This is a genomic window from Streptomyces sp. NPDC057287, from assembly GCF_042667905.1.
Lineage (GTDB): Bacteria > Actinomycetota > Actinomycetes > Streptomycetales > Streptomycetaceae > Streptomyces.
The window spans coordinates 1-16,123 of sequence record NZ_JBHUYV010000021.1; the positions used below are offsets into that span (position 1 = coordinate 1).

At 68.0% G+C, this 16,123-nt stretch carries 13 protein-coding genes and 1 pseudogene; 5 read left to right on the forward strand and 9 right to left on the reverse strand.

Features of this window, described 5'->3' with window-relative positions; all coding sequences use genetic code 11:
• Positions 1-219 precede the first annotated feature (219 nt).
• The 4 genes from ACFUNE_RS31300 to ACFUNE_RS31315 all read right to left on the reverse strand — a co-directional run bounded on the left by ACFUNE_RS31300 (position 220) and on the right by ACFUNE_RS31315 (position 4,467).
• Complete coding sequence (locus tag ACFUNE_RS31300; RefSeq protein WP_383574993.1) at positions 220-1,170, reverse strand: carbohydrate ABC transporter permease; 951 nt, start codon at positions 1,168-1,170, stop codon at positions 220-222.
• Positions 1,160-2,077, reverse strand: coding sequence for a carbohydrate ABC transporter permease (locus tag ACFUNE_RS31305; protein WP_383574995.1), 918 nt, complete (start codon positions 2,075-2,077; stop codon positions 1,160-1,162). The genes ACFUNE_RS31300 and ACFUNE_RS31305 overlap by 11 nt, the downstream gene beginning before the upstream one ends.
• Positions 2,077-3,360 (reverse strand): extracellular solute-binding protein, encoded by a 1,284-nt coding sequence (locus tag ACFUNE_RS31310; protein ID WP_383574997.1) that lies wholly within the window; start codon positions 3,358-3,360, stop codon positions 2,077-2,079. Before ACFUNE_RS31310 ends, ACFUNE_RS31305 begins: the two co-directional genes overlap by 1 nt.
• Before the next feature lie 81 nt (positions 3,361-3,441).
• Positions 3,442-4,467, reverse strand: coding sequence for a hydroxyacid dehydrogenase (locus ACFUNE_RS31315; protein WP_383574999.1), 1,026 nt, complete (start codon positions 4,465-4,467; stop codon positions 3,442-3,444).
• Positions 4,468-4,620: 153 nt separating this feature from the next.
• On the opposite strand from ACFUNE_RS31315, the gene ACFUNE_RS31320 reads away from it, so the two are divergent.
• The 3 genes from ACFUNE_RS31320 (at position 4,621) to ACFUNE_RS31330 (ending at position 7,564) form a co-directional block, all read left to right on the forward strand.
• Positions 4,621-5,679 (forward strand): LacI family DNA-binding transcriptional regulator, encoded by a 1,059-nt coding sequence (locus ACFUNE_RS31320; RefSeq protein ID WP_383575001.1) that lies wholly within the window; start codon positions 4,621-4,623, stop codon positions 5,677-5,679.
• 224 nt (positions 5,680-5,903) lie between these two features.
• On the forward strand, positions 5,904-6,716 hold the full coding sequence (locus ACFUNE_RS31325) for an AraC family transcriptional regulator (RefSeq protein WP_383575003.1): 813 nt from the start codon (positions 5,904-5,906) through the stop codon (positions 6,714-6,716).
• A 119-nt stretch (positions 6,717-6,835) separates the two neighbouring features.
• Positions 6,836-7,564 carry a phytanoyl-CoA dioxygenase family protein gene (locus ACFUNE_RS31330; protein WP_383575005.1) on the forward strand — a complete coding sequence of 243 codons (729 nt, stop codon included), beginning with the start codon at positions 6,836-6,838 and terminating at the stop codon, positions 7,562-7,564.
• 231 nt (positions 7,565-7,795) lie between these two features.
• Here the strand turns inward: ACFUNE_RS31330 and ACFUNE_RS31335 are convergent, their stop codons facing one another.
• The 5 genes and pseudogenes from ACFUNE_RS31335 to ACFUNE_RS31355 form a co-directional block, all read right to left on the reverse strand.
• Positions 7,796-7,942 (reverse strand): hypothetical protein, encoded by a 147-nt coding sequence (locus tag ACFUNE_RS31335; RefSeq protein WP_383575008.1) that lies wholly within the window; start codon positions 7,940-7,942, stop codon positions 7,796-7,798.
• 166 nt (positions 7,943-8,108) lie between these two features.
• The gene (locus ACFUNE_RS31340) at positions 8,109-9,569 is read right to left on the reverse strand and encodes an FG-GAP repeat domain-containing protein (protein ID WP_383575010.1); all 1,461 of its coding nucleotides are present in this window, start codon (positions 9,567-9,569) and stop codon (positions 8,109-8,111) included.
• 303 nt (positions 9,570-9,872) lie between these two features.
• Positions 9,873-10,883 carry a hypothetical protein gene (locus ACFUNE_RS31345; RefSeq protein ID WP_383575012.1) on the reverse strand — a complete coding sequence of 337 codons (1,011 nt, stop codon included), beginning with the start codon at positions 10,881-10,883 and terminating at the stop codon, positions 9,873-9,875.
• An 80-nt stretch (positions 10,884-10,963) separates the two neighbouring features.
• A pseudogene (locus ACFUNE_RS31350) lies at positions 10,964-11,650 on the reverse strand (S8 family serine peptidase); the annotation flags it as partial.
• A gap of 1,359 nt (positions 11,651-13,009) precedes the next feature.
• Positions 13,010-13,558 (reverse strand): TetR/AcrR family transcriptional regulator, encoded by a 549-nt coding sequence (locus ACFUNE_RS31355; RefSeq protein ID WP_383575014.1) that lies wholly within the window; start codon positions 13,556-13,558, stop codon positions 13,010-13,012.
• 232 nt (positions 13,559-13,790) lie between these two features.
• Between ACFUNE_RS31355 and ACFUNE_RS31360 the strand changes: the two genes are divergently transcribed.
• Together ACFUNE_RS31360 and ACFUNE_RS31365 are read left to right on the forward strand one after the other, a co-directional pair.
• On the forward strand, positions 13,791-14,759 hold the full coding sequence (locus tag ACFUNE_RS31360) for an alpha/beta hydrolase family protein (RefSeq protein WP_383575016.1): 969 nt from the start codon (positions 13,791-13,793) through the stop codon (positions 14,757-14,759).
• A gap of 568 nt (positions 14,760-15,327) precedes the next feature.
• Positions 15,328-16,119, forward strand: coding sequence for an inositol monophosphatase family protein (locus ACFUNE_RS31365; protein WP_383575018.1), 792 nt, complete (start codon positions 15,328-15,330; stop codon positions 16,117-16,119).
• The last annotated feature ends 4 nt before the right edge of the window (positions 16,120-16,123 follow it).

The following is a 16,123-nucleotide window of genomic DNA, read 5'->3' on the forward strand; positions in this document are numbered from 1 at the left end:
GTCACACCCTGACAGTGACAAATAGCAGGTCACTAGGCCCATCTCTCTGACATCCAGATGACGAATCTCCACTGGCACCCTCATGCAGACCATCAGGCAGCGCTCAGGGCCAGCAGGGTGCGCCGGGACAGCTTTGTCCTGCGATGGGTGCTCATGGGGAACTCCGAGGCGTGAGGGGGTGACGGACGGCTTACGCGTCCACAGGCGTGCTCGGGTCTGCTACTTCAGGCCGACGTGGGTCAGGCTGTTGACGAAGTAGCGCTGGGCGAAGACGAACAGGACGATCATGGGAATGGTGGCCATGGCGGTGCCGGCCATGAGCAGGGCCCACTGGGTGGTGTTCTCCTGCTGGAAGGAGGCCAGGCCTACTTGGAGCACCCGGAGGTCTTCACGGCCGGTGACCAGCAACGGCCACAGGAAGTTGGTCCAGCCGGTCTGGAAGGTGAGCAGCGCGACGGTGACGATGGCCGGCTTGACCTGAGGCGTGACGATCTTCGCCCAGATGACGAATTCGTTGGCCCCGTCGAGTCGGGCCGCCTCCGCGAGCTCCTTGGGGATGCCCAGGTAGAACTGGCGGAAGAGGAACACCGAGAGCGGGCTCATGGCTCCCGGGATGATCAGGGCCCACCAGGAGTCGAGCCAGCCCGTGCCGCCTTGGCCGAGGATGTCGTTGCCGCCGAAGAAGGGCATCGACCGGACGAGGATGAACTGCGGCACGATGATCGTGTACATCGGGATCATGATGGCGCCGATGAAGCAGAAAAGAAGGACCTTGGAGCCGCGGAAGGGCAGCTTGGCGAGCGCGTAGCCGGCCATCGAGGCGAACACGACGTTGATGACCGTGTGCCCGGCGGCGATGAAGAAGCTGTTGCGGGCATAGGTGAGGAAGGGCGCCGACTTCAGTGCGTCGGCGTAGTTCTGCCAGCGCAGTGACTCGGGCAGCAGCCCCGCCGACTGGGCGGGGTCGCGCAGCGACGACAGCACCATCCAGACGAAGGGGGTGATCATGAGGACGGAGACCATGGCCATCAGCCAGAAGCTCGCGATGCGTGTCCCGGAGGAGCCGGCGCCCCCGGCCGGCGCCGGCCGGTGCGGTCGCTTCCGCGGTCGGTGCGGGTGCGGGTGGCGGGTGGGCTTCACGGCGCGGCGAGGCGGGGCGTCAGTGGCCATCGCGGGCTTCTCCCATCGTGCGGGTGTTGACCGCTGTCAGTACGATCAGCGCGATCAGCAGGACCACCGACTGCGCACAGGCCACGCCCAGGCGGAAGTCGGAGAAGCCCGTCTTGTAGATCTCGTACGTCGTGAGGGTGGTGGCGTAGGCGGGGCCGCCCCTGGTGAGGATGTACACCTGGTCGAAGGCCTGGAAGGCGCCGACGGTCGAGGTGATCAGGACGAAGAACGTGGCGGGCTTGAGCATGGGGACGGTGATGCTGATGAAGCGCCTCCACGCGCCGGCGCCGTCGATGGAGGCCGCCTCGTACAGATCGCCGGGCAGGCCCTGCAGGGCTGCGAGGTAGATCAGGGTGTTGAAGCCCATGCCCTGCCAGATGCTGATCAGGATGACGGAGAAGAGCGCGACGGACGGGTCGGTGAGCCAGTCGACGGGCCCGACACCGATCGCCTCCAGGGCGTGGTTGACCAGGCCGTCGCCCTGCAGCATGTAGCTCCAGACGAGGGCCACGGCGACGGTCGCGGTGATCTGCGGCAGGTAGATCGCGGTCCGGAAGAAGCCCTGGCCTCGGATGCCCTGGTTGAGGAGGACGGCCAGGCCGAGTGAGAGGGCCATGGATACGGGGACCGTGCCCACGGCGTAGAGGAGCGTGGTCCACAGGCTGCGCAGGAACTCACCGTCGGAGAAGATCTGCTGGTAGTTCTCGATCCCGACGAACGCGGGTGACTTGAAGACGTCGTAGTCGGTGAAGCTCAGGGCGAAGGCCGCCAGGACCGGAAGGCCGATCCACAGGCCGACGTGGAGCGTGGCGGGGAGGGCGAACAGCATGCCGGCCCGGCGCTGTCCGCGTTGCAGGCTGCGCGGGGCTCGTACGCGGGGAGGACGGGTCAGTTCGTGTTGGCTCATCAGATCCGCCCGATGGCGTCCTCGGCCTGCGCGCGCAGCGAGGTGAGGGCCTTGCCCGTCGACTGCTTGCCCGTGAGGACGCCTTCGATCGCCGGGTTGATCGTCTCGCGGATCTCCATCCAGGCCGGGCTGCCGCCCTCGCTGACGGAGTAGCGGAAGTTGTCCCGGATCAGCGTGGCGGCGGGGTTGCGTATCGTTTTGTCCGCAGCGGTGTCCGTGAAGGGGGGCAGGTAGCCGTTGGGGTCGGCGACGGCGAGCGACGCCTTCTTGGCCGTAACGGCGCGCAGGAAGTCGAAGGCGGCCTCCTGGTTGCGTGATCGCTTGTTCACGGTGACCAGGGTTCCGCCGACGAACATGGAGGGCTTCCTCTCCTGGAGGAGGAAGTAGCCGATGTTCTCCAGTTCCTTACGGCCCTCGGGCAGTACGGCGTTCTGCCCGATCGCCGATGCGGCCGTCATGGACATCGAGCTGGTGCCCTTGCGCAGGGTCTCCAGCGGGAGGCCCTGGGATGCGCGGAAGGCCAGCGAGGAGGACCCGTCCTGCACGAACCCGGCAAGGAAGTCCAGTGCCAGCGCCCCCTGGTCGCTGTCGAAGAGGACCTTGGTGCCCTCGGCGTCGAACATGCGTCCGCCGCAGGCGTCGAGCGCGGCGACCCACTGCTGGCGCAGGTTGGCCGCGGTGAGGTCGATGCCCACACGCTCGAACCCGCCACCGGACTTGCGGCGAGTCAACTCCTTCGCGGCTGCGCGGAACTCCTCGAAGTTCCGCGGGGTCTGCGTGATACCCGCCTTCTCGAAGTGGTCCTTGCGGTAGGCCACGACCATCGCGTCCACGCCCAGCGGCAGGGCGTAGGTCTTGTCGAGGTAGCGCCCGGGCGCGACGACCTGGTCCAGGTATCCGGAGCTGGAGCGCAGGGAGGCGGGGAGTTCGGCGAAGGTGTTCTTGGCGGCGAACGGCGGGACCCAGCCGAATCCGACCATGACGACGTCGGCCAGCGTGCCGCCCGCCAGGCTCGTGGAGATCTTCTCCGGCAGCACGTCCCAGGTGCTGTAGTCGACGCGCACCCCGGCATCGGGGTGATCGCCGCGGAAGGTCTTGGTGACGCGCCCTTCCAGCACCTTCTTGCCCTCGGCGGTCGCGAAGACGGGGGTCAGCACGGAGACGGAACCCTTGGATGCGCCGCCTGACGAGCCGGTGCCGCAGCCGGTGAGACCGGCCGTTGCGGCGCCGGCGGATGCGAACGCCGCTGCCTTGAGGAGCGTCCGTCGGTCGATATTCGTCATGATCATGTCCTTTGGGTGGAACCAGCCGGTACGACCGGCGCCTGGGGCGCCGTCCTGCTGATCAAGCGATGACGAGGATGGTCAGGCCAGCTGGGCCAGTTGGTGGGCGGAGACCAGACCGCGGAAGGGGAGTCCTGCCGCCAGCCGGTGCAGCTCGGCGGCGGCGAAGCGGCCCATGGAGTGGAGGTCGGCCCCTTCGGTGCCGGCCAGGTGCGGGGTGAGGAGGACGTTCGGCAGGTGGAGCAGCGGATGGTCGACCGGCAGCGGTTCGGGGTCGGTGACGTCCAGATAGGCCTCCAGCCGTCCGGAGGCACACTCGGCGAGCAGCGCACCGGTGTCCAGCAGACGCCCCCGCGCGGTGTTGATCACGGCCGCACCGTCGGGGAGCCGGCGGAGCCGCGCGGCGTCGATCATGTGGACGGTGGACGGCAGGATCGGGGCGTGCAGGGAGAGGATGTGGCTGCGGCTGCACAGCTCGTCCAGCTCGACGCGCTCGACCTCCAGCATCGCCGCCGTCTCCGCGGTGCAGTGGGGGTCGTACAGGACGACCTTCCGACCGTCGGCGACAAGGCGCCTGATGACCGCCCGTCCGATACGGGACGCGCCGACGATGCCGATGACCTTGTGGCCGAAGCCGATGTCGGGGCGTTCGTGGCGGCCGGCGACGATGCCCTGCCGGTAGAGGTCCTGCAGCCGCAGGGCCCTCTTCGCGGCCAGGGTGATGAAGGCGTAGGCGACGGCCGCTACCGGTTCGGCCATCTCGTCCGCGGCCGAGGAGACGGGAAGCTCCCGCCGGAAGACGGCCGGCCCCACGACATCCTTGACCGAGCCGGCCGCGTGCACGACGGCCCGGACACCGGGCGCCCGGTCCAGGACACGGTCGTCGATCATCGGCGCGCCCCAGCTGGTCATCAGCACCTGGGCCTCGGCCAGCGCGGCGGACTCGCGGAAGTCGTCGACCACCGTGAGTTCCGCCGACTCGGCTATCTGGCGGCGTACCTCGGCCGGAAAGACCGCGTCCCGCAGTCGGGCGTCCATGCACAGGACGGCCCGCAGCTTCTCGCCTGCTGCCGGACCGGGGGGCACGGAACGTGCGTCGAAGACCATGTTAAGAAAATCTTTCTGTTGAGTAACGCAAACTTTCTGAAAGGAAGGTACGAGCGCCCGCTTGACCGTGTCAAGCGTTCTGAAGGCCTCAATCAGGGGTTCAAGCACTGCTCGCCTTGATATCCGTCAGCCCGATCTGATAGAAAAGTTTTCATGACTGATTCACGGAAATCCGGTCCGGGTCGTAAAGCGACCCTCCACGCTGTCGCCGAGCGAGCAGGGGTGTCCCTGGCCACCGCGTCACGCGCCCTGACCGGTACGTATCCCGTGGCCCCCGCCACGAAGGCCCGCGTGACCGAGGCGGCGGCCGAACTGGGCTACGTGCGAGGGAAGCGCGTCACGGACAGTGATCACCGCTTCCCTACGGTGGCGGTCATCGCCCACGACATCCGCCAGGATTTTCTGGTCGAGATCGTCTCCGGCGTGGAGCACATCGTCACGGGCGCCGGCCACTTCTGCCTCGTCGGCTCGACCGGATACGACACCGCCACCGAGTTCGCCATGCTGGACGCCCTCGTCGACGATCCCGCCATCGAGGGGGTCATCGTGGCGGGGGGCGTGTACGACTCGGAGGTGTACCGCGACGGGGTCAGGAAACAGGCACAGCGCTACGCCGAACAGCAGGTGCCGCTCGTCTTCTGCGGCCGCCCCGGCGTGGACGGCGCCCCGGTGCGGACCGTCAACTACGACCAGGCCGGCGGCGCCGCGTCCGCGGTGAGCCACCTGCTCTCACAGGGACACCGCCGCATCGCCTACATCCGCGGCCCCGAGGGGTTCAGCACCAGCGAGGGCCGGACGGCGGGGTACTACTCCGCCCTGGCGTCCTTCGACATCCCCATCGACGAGCGGATCATCAAGTCCGGGGAGCGCGTCCGCGCCACCGGCTACCAGGCGACGAGGGAGCTCCTGGACGAGAGGGCGGACATCACGGCCATCTTCGCGGAGTCCGACCACATCGCCACCGGTGCCCTTGCTGCCATCCGCGATGCCGGACTGTCGGTTCCCGGCGACATCTCCGTCATCGGTTTCGACGACCTGTCGCTGGCCCAGGAGACCTGGCCCCCACTCACCACGGTCCACCTGCCCTTCAGCGAACTGGGCCGTGCCGCCGCCCGCCTCGTTCTGTCTCCACCGGCGCCGGGGTCCGGTCGCAACAGCCCCGTGTTCGGCACGCACCTGGTCATCCGGGAATCGGTACGCAGCCTCTGGTGAACGGCGATCCGAATGAGGACGTTCACTTCAGGGCACGACGGCCTCGGTTCAGGGCCACACGACGCGACGGCCGATCCTCAGTCGCGTGATTCCTCCTCCGCAGTGCGCAGTTCCGCGGGGCCGCCGTCGGGCGGAAGACCGCGGACTGCCGGCCCGGGGCCGGCTGCCCCGGCCGCTGGGGGCTTCGACTGGAACCGCCTCGTACGCCCGTCAGGAGCCGGCCCATGACCTCCACGTTCCCCGCACGGCTGTCGGGACACGGTTTCCGCAAGCCCGGAGAAGTCGTCGCCCTCCGCCAGGAACTCGTCCGGGCCTACCGGCCCCACTGGCACGACTTCCACGAGATGGCCGTCGTCACGGCGGGCAGCGGTATCCATCACGTCGACGGCCGCACCCTTCCTCTGGCCCGCGGTGACGTCCTGGTGGTTTCTCCCAGCTCCCTCCATGCGGTGGCCCCCGCGCCGGGCGATCGACTCAGACTGATCGATGTCACTTTCGACGCACGGACGATGCCGCAGGACATCGAGAAGATCCTTTCCGTTCTTACCTCGGGAGATCCCGCGGTCGGGCACGTTCCCGACCCCGCGCTCTTCGAGGCCCTCGCGGACGAGACCGCCGGAAGCCGGCCGCACCGTCAGCTCATGGCCCGTGCCCTGGTTGCGCAGGCCGTCGTCTCGCTGGCTCGCGACCGCGGTACGCGCGACGGCGGTCAACCGGCTCCGCCCTGGCTCGCGGAGGTGCTCGATCACATCGAGCGCCGCCACGCACAGCCTCTGTCCGCCGACGAGCTGGCTGCCGTCGCGCACCTCTCGCCCGCCTATCTGCGGGAGCGGTTCAGGGCGGAGACGGGTCGCACCCTCACCGGGCACATCCAGCACGTGCGTCTGCGCACCGCGCGCGTCCTGCTGGCGACGACCGAGCTGGGCATCGGCCAGGTCCGCCGGGCCAGCGGCTTCGGTGACGCGTCCCACTTCGCGCGAGCCTTCCGCGCTGCTGTCGGCTGTTCCCCGACCGAGTACCGTGCGGCGTCCTCCTGAGGGACCGTCAGAGGTGGCCCGGAGAGCCTCATCGGCGCACACCCGGACCGGCGTTCGCGCACACCGGCTGGTTCGCCGGGGTTACATGCTGATGCCCTCACCGACGAAGGGAACGCGACATGAGCCGCCTCACCGGTATCGAGGTCGAGGGATACCGCCGCGACGGATACCACCGCTTCACCGAGCAGGTCTTCGCCAAGGACCGCATGGACCGCCTCGGCGAGATCTTCGAGGAGCATGTGTCCGCTGCCGGCGCCAGGCGCACCGACGAGCTGGACACCCCGCACATCGAGGACCACAGGCTGCTGGAGTTCCTCCTCGCCGAGGAAGTGGCCGACCTCGTCGAGCCCTTGATCGGACCGGACATCGGCCTGTTCTCCAGCCACTTCATCGCCAAGGAGCCCCGGACCGGCCGGCCGACGCCGTGGCACGAGGACTCCGCCTTCTGGCAGTCACGGTTCAGCGACTTCTCGCGCATCGTGACCGTGTGGCTCGCCCTCGACGACGTCGACCGGGAGAACGGCTGCATGGCGGTGATTCCCGGTACGCACGACAACGGCTTCTCCGCCTACCGGACGCTCGCGGACGGAGACTCCTACACCTTCGAGAAGGAGATCGAGGGGGTGGACGAGAACAGCGCCGTATACCTCGAACTGCGACGCGGACAGGCCTCTTTGCACGACAGCCGCATCATTCACGGGGCGAAGGCCAACACCAGCCCCCGCCGACGGGCCGGGTACACGATGCGGTACTTCAACACCTCGGCCCGCGTCCTGCGGCAGGAATTCCCCGTCTGGCTGGTGCGAGGAACGGACAAGGACGGCGGCAACCCATTCGTCAACGGCTGAGACGGGATGGGTCTGTGGGGAGCCGGGGCACCGGCTCCCCACAGACCCATCGCCCGGTCAGCGGTCCCAGCCGCCCTTTGCCGGGGCGGCAGCTGGGTATGCCACGCCTCCCGCACCCTCCTGCTCTCGCAAACCCGTCAAGGAGCACCATGAGCGGCCCATACTGGGCACACAGCGACATCACCACCCTTTCCGACGGCAGACTGGTGACGTTCTCCCCCGACAACCGCGTCATGCGCGCGCACCGGCGATCGGCACCGAACTCCTCACCGACATGTTCGACACGCCGGCCGCCGGCCGCACGGTGGCGAGGATGCGCTGGCAGTCCGGCGGGAGCATGATTTCCTCCATGTCCGGCGTTCGGTTCTGGATCAGCATCACCGCTCGTCCGTGCGTCGGCTACAGGCGTGGCCCGCGTTGAGGGAACTGTTCGCGTGCCGGCCTGATCAGCGGCCACGGCCGGAGTCGAGCCCCGCGCGTCCGTGGCTGCGCAGGCTGGAACCCCCTGGGCGATGCCCAGGGGGTTCCATGTACACGGGTCGGGTCAGGACAGTTTGTACATCGACATCTGGTGGATTGCGTCGTCCAGGGAGAGGACTGCGCTGCCCAGCTGTTCGGCCATCCGGTTGGTGCCGAAGTGATCGAACTGGAGCGAGATCATCTCGTCGGTGCCGTCACCGTCGAGGTCGGCGGCGAGGTAGTTGCGGCCACCCATGAGCGAGGCGCTTCCGATGGCGGACTGGAAGACCCCGCCATTGGTCAGCTGCGAGGGGTCGTAGGCGGCCAGCCCGCCCTCGACACCGCCGGCGAAGAGGCGCCGCCCCCCGGGGCCGTTGATGAATCCGCCCGCACGCAGCGGCGCGATCACCGAGGCGTAGGTGTCCTCCTTGCCGGCCCCGGGGTATCCCTTCATCACGCCGAAGCCCATCTGGTACAGCACGTTGTTCTGGTCGTCGGTGAAGTAGTTGCCGTGCGACCACGGGCCGCTGCTGAGATCCTGGTGGATCAGCTCGCCGGTGCGTCCGTCCCGGATCTCGGTGACGGCCCGCGGCAAGGCGGTGGAGAGGTCACCGGCCACCGTCGGGTCGGCCTGGATGAGCCAGGTGTAGACGACCGCGTGACCTTCCGCGTACGGGATCTTCGGCGAGGCGAAGACTCCGTTGACCAGTATCGCGCCGTGCAGTTTGCCGTCGGCCGCCTGGCTCGGAGCCTTCGGGTCGGCGGTCCACTTCACGGTGCCCTTGCCGTTGAGGGCGACACCATTGACGACGGCGTCGGAGATGTCGAGCGCGTTCCGGCTGGTGTACTGCGTGTACACCTGCCCGTCGGAGACGACCGCGTCGGAGAAGACCACGTCGTCGGCGCTCGCCGGTGCGGAGTACGACCACAGCTTCTTGCCGCTCGCGCTGTACACGCGCAGGGCGTCGGTCGGGACGAGGATTTCGGCCTTGCCGTCGCCGGTCACGTCGGCGACGGTCACCGAGCGGACGTAGGCGCCGTTGCCGTCGATCGTCGTGAGGACCTTGCCGGTCTTCCCGTCGAGGACCGCGGTGGCGTTGTCCGCGGCCACGGCAACGTCAGGCGTGCCGTCGCCGTTCACGTCACCGGTCGCGATGTTGTGCACCTCGCCGGGGACGGTGGCCTGCCACAGCTTCTTCGGCTCGCCGTTGACCAGGGACTTGCCGGAGTAGGCCCACACGCCGTGCGAGGAGCCGCCGACGACGACGTCCTTCTTGCCGTCTCCGTCGAAGTCGGCGGCCTTGCCGGTGTACAGGTCGCCCTGCAGCGGCGTCAGGTTCTTCTGGGTGCCGTTGCCCAGCTTGTACTCGCGGATGTTCTGCTGCTGGTCGACGGTGCGGACGTAGTCGCCGCCGCGGGCGGAGTACAGCTGCTGGTACATCGGCGACGCGTTGAGGCCGTGCTGGCGCCACTTGACCTTGCCGCCGCTGGTGAACGCGGTGAGCGAGCCGTAGCGCTGACCACCGACGTTGAGTGCGTTACTCATGTCCTGGTCGTCCTGCGCGGAGGCGTAGAGCGAACCGCCCTCGGTGGCGAGGGTCCAGGTGCTGGCGCCGTCGGCGGTGTTGTCGGCGGAGCGCTTGGTGGTGTATGCCCACTTGACCGTCGCGCCGTCCGAACCGTCCAGGACCCGGATCGTGCTGGAGTTGATGTAGAACGACGAGTTGTATGTCGACTCGCTGACCGTGATCTCCTGGCCGCCGCCCTTGGCCGCGTCACCGACGTGCAGGGCGGTGGGCAGGACGTTGACACGGGTGTCGAGGGTGGTGCGCTTGCCGTCGGCCAGGTCCTACGCGGCGAGCTCGTACATCACCGCGTCGGAGATGTCCGCCTGCTCCAGGGCGACGATCCGCTTGCGGGAGGCGTCGAGGCGGAGCTGGCGGCCGTACAGTGCGCTGTCGGTCTCCCACGTGACCGAGCCGTCGGCCGTGTCCAGGACGAGGGTGCGGCCGCGCGAGGCGTTCGTGTCGGTCTTGCGCAGGTCCCAGACCGCGGCGATCTTGCCCCCGCCGAGGGACTCCAGGCCGCCCCAGGTGGCGGGGTCGGTCGACTTGGTGTCGTACGTCCACGTCGAGGACGGGGTCAGCTTCCCGTCGGCGAAGGAGAAGCGGGTACCGGTGAGGGTGGCCGTCTCCGTCGCGGGCGCGCTCCAGTTCAGGGCCGGCGCGTTGGCGATGAGCAGCGTGCCGTCGACCACCTTGACGTTGGTGGCGAACGCGTACAGCTTCGACCACACCGTCTTGCCGGTCCTGCCGTCCAGGACCGTCACGAAGGTGCCGGCCTTCAGCGGCGAGCCGGGCGAGGTGAACGCCCGGGCATCGTCGATGCCGACGGACGCGGAGAACACGATGTCCTTCGTGCCGTCACCGGTCAGGTCGGCGGTGTCGAACCCCTGGTCCGAATAGGGCGCGAACGGAGCGACCGCGTTGTAACCCATCACGATGCGCGCCGGATACGGCTCGGCACGCCAGACCTGCAGAGGCTTGACCTGCCAGTCCGTGAAGTACGAAGCATTGGTGCGCGCCCAGGCGGTGGAGCCGTCGGCCTTGTGCAGCTGCACGTTGCCCAGGCTGTGCACGGTGAAGTAGCTGCCGTCGGAGCCGGCCGGAACGGTCGCTGCGATACCGCGCGCCCCCTCCAGCGTGGACTTGCTGGTGAAGGTGACCGGGGTGATGACCGCGGTGTCGGCCTCGGTGGAGGAGCCGCTGCCGGTCGCACCGCCCGACGTGGCACCGTCCAGGGAAGAGCCGCTGCTGGTGGCGTCCTGGTCGCCCACGGTCGGGGCGTTGTCCCCGTACACGTCGACGTTGATGTGGTCGGCGAGGGTCTTGGCCTCGGCGCTGCTCAGCGTTGTCGCCTCGGTCGAGGCGTCGGCGGCTTCTTACCGACCATCGTGCCCATGGTGTGGGTGCCGTGGCCCGCGTTGTCGCACGGGGTGCTGCTGGTGGCGCACACACCCGACGGGTCGTAGAAGTTGTAGTCGTTCGTGAACGTGCCGTCGCCGTTGCTGCCGCGGTAGTTGTCGACGAGGTCCGGGTGGTCGTACTGCACACCGGAGTCGACACTGGCAACGACGATGCCCTCGCCACGGTCCTCATACTGGTCCCAGACCTGGTCGGCCTTGATGTCCTTGACGCCCCAACCGGGGGTCGTGTCACCATCGGCGGCCGCGTCCGTCGTCTTCGCCGCCGTTCCGCGCGACGTGCCCACCTTCTCGGCGGTGCTGTCGATGTCGTTGAGCGTGGATTTCTGCCGCTTGAGGATCGACGCGACGTCTGAGCGCTTGGCGAGCTCGGCGACGAGAGCCTTGTCACCGGTGACCTGGATCGTGTTGGCGATCCAGTAGTCCTTGTGGCCGACCTTCTTCTTGTCAAGGAAGGAGGCGAGCGACTTCTGGCTGTCCTCGGCAGTCGTCTTCAGCGCCTTGTACGCGGCTGCGGCGGCCTTCGCGTGCGTGCGCTGCTTCTTCGCGGACGTCAGATCGGCCCGGTCCTTGAGGACGACGAAGAATGTGACGTCGCCCCCCCCGGCGACGCAGCCGCGGCCCCTGTTCCTGTTCGCTGGCATCGGAGCGTGGGCGGCGCCATGCGACCACGCTGACATCGAAGTTAGTCCTCGCAGGTCAGGACCTTCAGCCAGACTAGCTTCGCTGTGAACAAACACCTGCGGCCGACGGACCTTCAGTGCCCGTCCCGAGCGTCGCTGTTTGCGTCACCAGGAGGCGTCACGCGGTGACGCCTCCCGAACGCGACCGTCGGCGCCACGCTCGCGTCCGGCAGCGTGGTGAGCAGTACCGGCTATCTGGTCGCTTCGTCTTCCCGAACGGTGTGTCCGCGGCGTACCAGGTGCTGCCGCACTCGGGGCACGTGAAGCGGGGCCAGGGATGGCGGGACCCTTCGAGGACTGCTCTGAGGGCCGCCCCGCCGGCGTCGATCGCCTCACGCCGGGCTTTCATCGTCCGCCAAGCCCTCGTTCGGCACGTCGCGGAGCATTACCAGCGGCTCTTCCTGGACCCGTCGGGAAGAAGGGTTGCGCACTGACTGCAGCGCGGCGTCTTCCCGGTCACCACACCTCCAGGGTGCCCCTTCGGCGCAGGCTCTGGCCAGCACCCCGGGCAGGCCGAGCAGCCCCCCCGGAGGGGGCTCAGGAACAGGCACTCGGCCACTGCGCCTGGCAGCGAGCGCGCCGCGCTGCATGCCGCGGCCTCGAGGAGCAGCGAGGGGCGCAGCTCGGCATACGCCGCGATTGTTCATGTGCCGAGGTGTCGGGGCCCGGAGCGGGAGGCTGGTCACTGGCACCGGCGACGGAACTCCCGCCCCGGGCATCTAACGGTCGCCCGCCCTGTCGACCAGCTGCGCGTCATGCGGCAGATTCGACAACGATCGTTTCCAGTGGGCATGGCGCGTGGTGAGTGGCCGCGCACGCGTCTGACCTGCGGTGGGGAGTTTCCGACCGGGAAACTCCCCACGGTCCCGGGCCCACTCACCACGGCGGAGTCAACTCACCGCGAAAATTCACCACGGCTCGGCCGAACTCACCAAGGAAACTCACCACGGCAGGTCAGAGGCTTGCAGCGGTCAGTTGACGACCTGGACCTCATGGACGTCAGCGGTGAACGGCGTCTGCCTGGTTTCGGTGAACGTCCCGCCGTCGTTGAGGGCGGGCGCGGTCCAGGTGATGGTCCAGGTCGCGGTCGCAGTGCCCCGGTACCGGCCGCGACGCTGCCCAGCCCGCGCACCTCTCAAGGAGAGACGGCCGGAGAGCCTGCATGAACACCCCTGCCCCGGCCAACGACGTCGGGCAGCGTCGGCAGAGTCTTAGGGAACCACTGGCATCCGCGGCCCGGGTCTCCTGCTGCCCGAGATTGGGTGGTTCAACTGGAGAGCTGGCGGGCGGTGCAGGGATCAACGAGCCTCACCCTCGCTGTCAGCATGCCTTTGACTCGAGTCCGGCCAGCAACAGAGCGATCAGCCGGCGTGGGTCGTAGCGGGGCTCGTGGTCAGGGACGATGCAGAGGTTGCCGATGCCGCGCATGAGTTCGTAGGGCCGGATGTCGGGCCTGACCTCACCCGCGTCGACTGCCGCCGCAAGGAGCTGCTCGGTGACCGGAAGCAGCCGGTCCAGGAAGTACGTGTGGAGGGTCGCGGAGCTGTTGTCCGGCTGGGGGACGGCGGCGAGGCCGTGCTTGGTGACGAGGAAGTCGGCGAACAGGTCGACCCACTGACGCAGCGCCGTCAGCGGCGAGGCGGTGTCGGCCAGGAGGCGCGGGCCGGCTTCGGCCAATTCCTCGACCTGGTGGCGGAAGACAGCCACGACGAGATCCGCCGGCGTCGGGAAGTGCCGGTAGAGGGTCCCCATCCCGACACCCGCCCGCGCGGCGATCTTGCGCACCGGCGCATCGACGCCGGAGGTCACGAACACCTCTGCGGCGGCGGCGAGCAGCTTCTTCTGGTTGCGCACCACATCGGCCCGCACGGCTGCGGCCGGCGCCTTTCCGGACTGCTACGCACTGGGCACCACGCCCCCCTTTCCCTCGACTGGCGGTTCACCAGGACGACTCTCTCCGCTTGCGAAGTGGAACTATGCTCCGTATCGTAAATGGAGCAACGTTCCGCTTCGGCTCTACCTCAGCGAAACCCGAACGTCCGCACCGCCTCTGCCGTTACCCGAGGCCGACGGCAGAGGCCATCGAAGAGAAAGACGCAACATGCCTGAGTGGACTTCCATCGCCGACACCCACCTCCACCCCTCCGCTCCGCCCGTGATGTCGGTCAGCCCGGTGACACTGACCGTGCCCGGCCGCCCGCTGGACCTCCAGGTGCGCGTCTCCGCCCCCGTGACCGGCACCGCTCTGCCGGTCATCCTTCTCTCCCACGGCCACGGCGGGGCCTACGGGCTGTCCTCGCTCGACGGTTACCTCCCCCTCGCCAAGGTCTGGGCCGCCCGCGGATTCGTCGTCATCCAGCCCAACCACCTCAGCGCCCCCAGGCTCAGCCACCAGGTCGCCGACCAGCCCGGAGCACCCCTCTTCTGGCGCTCGCGCACCGAGGACATGAGCAACATCCTCGACCAGCTGGACGAAATCGAACAGGCCGTACCGCACATCGCCGGACGCATCGACCGCAGCAAGATCGCCGTCGCCGGACACTCCCTGGGCTCCTTCACCGGCGAACTCCTCCTCGGCGCCAAGGTCACCGACCCCGACACCGGGGAAGAGGTCGACGCCCTGGACCCCCGCATCACCCAGGGTGTACTGCTGGGCGCCATCGGCCGGGGAGGTGAGGCCTTCAACGGGTTCATGTCCGCCAACGTGCCGGTATTCCGCACCACCGACCTCACCACGATGACCACTCCCGCACTGGTCGTCGCCGGCGACAAGGACGACTCCCAGCACTGGACGACCATGGGACCGGATTGGCACGCCGACGCCTACCACCTCGCCCCCGGACCCAAGACCCTGCTCACCGTTTTCGACGGCGAACACCTCCTGGGCGGCATCCAGGGCCACGACAGTGTAGAAACCACCGACGAGAGCCCCGACCGGGTCGGCGCAATTGCCGAGCTCACCGCGGCCTACCTCCGCACCGCCTTCCACCTCGACGACAACGCCTGGCAGACGGCGCAGGACTCGCTGACCACCGGCCCCGCCGCCATCGGACGCGTCGAGTCCAAGTAGCCCCGAGGCTCCTCTGCGCTACAGGCAAAGGTGTTGTCATAAACGACCCTTTGCCTGAGCAAGATCCAAAAGTGTCGGGCGGAGGCCATCAAGAAGCGGGTCGACCCTCAGAACCCGTTCGCATGCAAAGATGCCAGAAGGAGGGTTCTGAGAATTGCATTGTGCGAAAATCCGGGTCCATGACGGCCCCTCAAGAACCTTCCGTCTGACCTGAGTCCGAAGCCGGTCTCGTCGAGCGCCATCCGTGCCCGGCCTGGCCGCGTACCGGCGAGACGCCATCAAGGCGTACGTCACCGCCCGGCTCAGCTGACCCATAAATGGGCGGCACCTCGACCGGACCGAGGTGCCGCCTATTCCTCGTGCACATCAAGTCCGGCCCCTCCCGACAAGCTGAACAAACGCGGCCGGCACTCGTGAACGAAACCAGGTGGCTTCGTGCATTTCAAGGAGGTTCTGGCACAGATCTTGGGGAGCGGTCGCGGAGCGTAGCAACGCGTTCGATTGCGAGGGTACGGGATTGGTCTGGCAGACGAAGATTTGAGCCTCGGCCGCCGATATCCTGCGTGACATGATCAACTCGTATGCGGGCCTTGACGATGTTGGGGTCGCGATAGTTGCGGCACGTGCCGGCGCGGACGTAGTACGCAACCTGTACGGCCAGCGGCTCGCCCGCACGGAGAAGGGTGCCGGTGACTTCGCCACCGCAGCCGATGTCGATGCTGAGGAGATGATCCTCAGCATCATCCAAGCTGCCCGGCCCGATGACGGTGTACTTGGCGAAGAAGGTGGGCAGCAGGGTGCCGCAGGGGTCGCGCGCCAGTGGTTGGTGGATCCCCTGTGCGGCACGCTCAACTACGCCGTCGGCAACATGCTCGTGGCCGTCAACGTGGCGCTGCGCAGCGGTGCGGCTGCAGTGGCCGATCCGTTCAGTGGCGAGGTCTTCTTCACCGATGGTGTGACCGCCTGGGTGCGACATAATGGTGCCGATGCCCAGCTGGTGCCCTCGTCTGCCACCCGACTGGTGGATGTCAATCTGGATCCGCCTTTCCCCAGCGCGCCCGGCTTTCGGGCTGTGGACTTGCTGGCCCAGCACCGGTTCGTGGAACGGTTCCGGCCCCGGGTCGTATCGACGACTCTGGCGTTGGCCTGGGTCGCCGCGGGCAAGCGCGCCGCATACGTAACGGATGGCGGCGACCTGTCTGGGAGCGTGCATTTCGCTGCTGGCATCGCTTTGTGCGAGGCGGCTGGCTGCGTAGTCACCGGGATCGACGGCGCCCCGATCGGACAGGCGGGCCGCGGGCTTGTAGTGGCTGCCGACGGCGAGAGCCACCATCTGCTGATGTCGATGATCCGTAGCTGAAGCT